This window comes from Parafrankia sp. Ea1.12, from assembly GCF_900465275.1.
GTDB lineage: Bacteria > Actinomycetota > Actinomycetes > Frankiales > Frankiaceae > Parafrankia > Parafrankia soli.
The window spans coordinates 1-714 of record NZ_UBIZ01000464.1 but is presented as its reverse complement, the minus strand read 5'-3'; the positions used below and the strand labels follow the sequence as shown (position 1 = coordinate 714).

1 pseudogene is annotated in these 714 nt (G+C 68.2%); it reads right to left on the bottom strand.

The features are described 5' to 3' along the window. Positions 1 to 10 precede the first annotated feature (10 nt). Positions 11 to 714: pseudogene (locus FMEAI12_RS27790) on the bottom strand (IS5 family transposase); the annotation flags it as partial.

Below are 714 nucleotides of genomic sequence, written 5' to 3'. Positions count from 1 at the left end.
AGAGCGTGTCTCAGGTGGGGTGTGGGAGTTTCTTCCAGCAGGTGATCGCGGCGGCCAGGCAGAGGAATCCGAGGAAGTTACGGCCGTTGCGTTCGTAGCGGACGGTCAGCCGGCGGTAGCCGTCAAGCCACGCGATCGTTCGTTCGATCTTCCACCTGTGCCGGCCGAGACGTTCGGTGCTCTCCACCCCGCACCGGGCGATACGTACCGCGATACGACGCCTGCGCAGGAAACGACGCAGCTCCGGCTGGTCGTAGGCCTTGTCTGCCCGCAGCTTGTCCGGCCGGCGCCGCCGTGGCCCATGCCGGGAACGGATCGCCGGGATACTCGCGACCAGCGGGATGAGGACCTGGCTGTCATGCAGGTTCGCCGTCGAGACCGCCACGACCAGCGGCAGCCCGTCCGCGTCGGTCAGGACATGGATTTTCGAGCCCGGTTTGCCGCGATCGACCGGGTTCGGACCGGTCAGGCTTCCCCCTTTTTCGCGCGGAGACTGGCCGCGTCCACGATCACCGACGACCAGTCGACCTGCCCGGCCGCACCGTGCAGATCAAGGATCTTCCGATGCAGCCGGGGCCAGACACCCGCCCGGGTCCAGGCCTGGAACCGACGGTGCGCCGTGGGCACCGACACCCCGAACTCGGCCGGCAGATGCCGCCAGGCACACCCCGAGGTCAGCACGTAGACCACCGCGGTGAACACCGCCCGATCCTC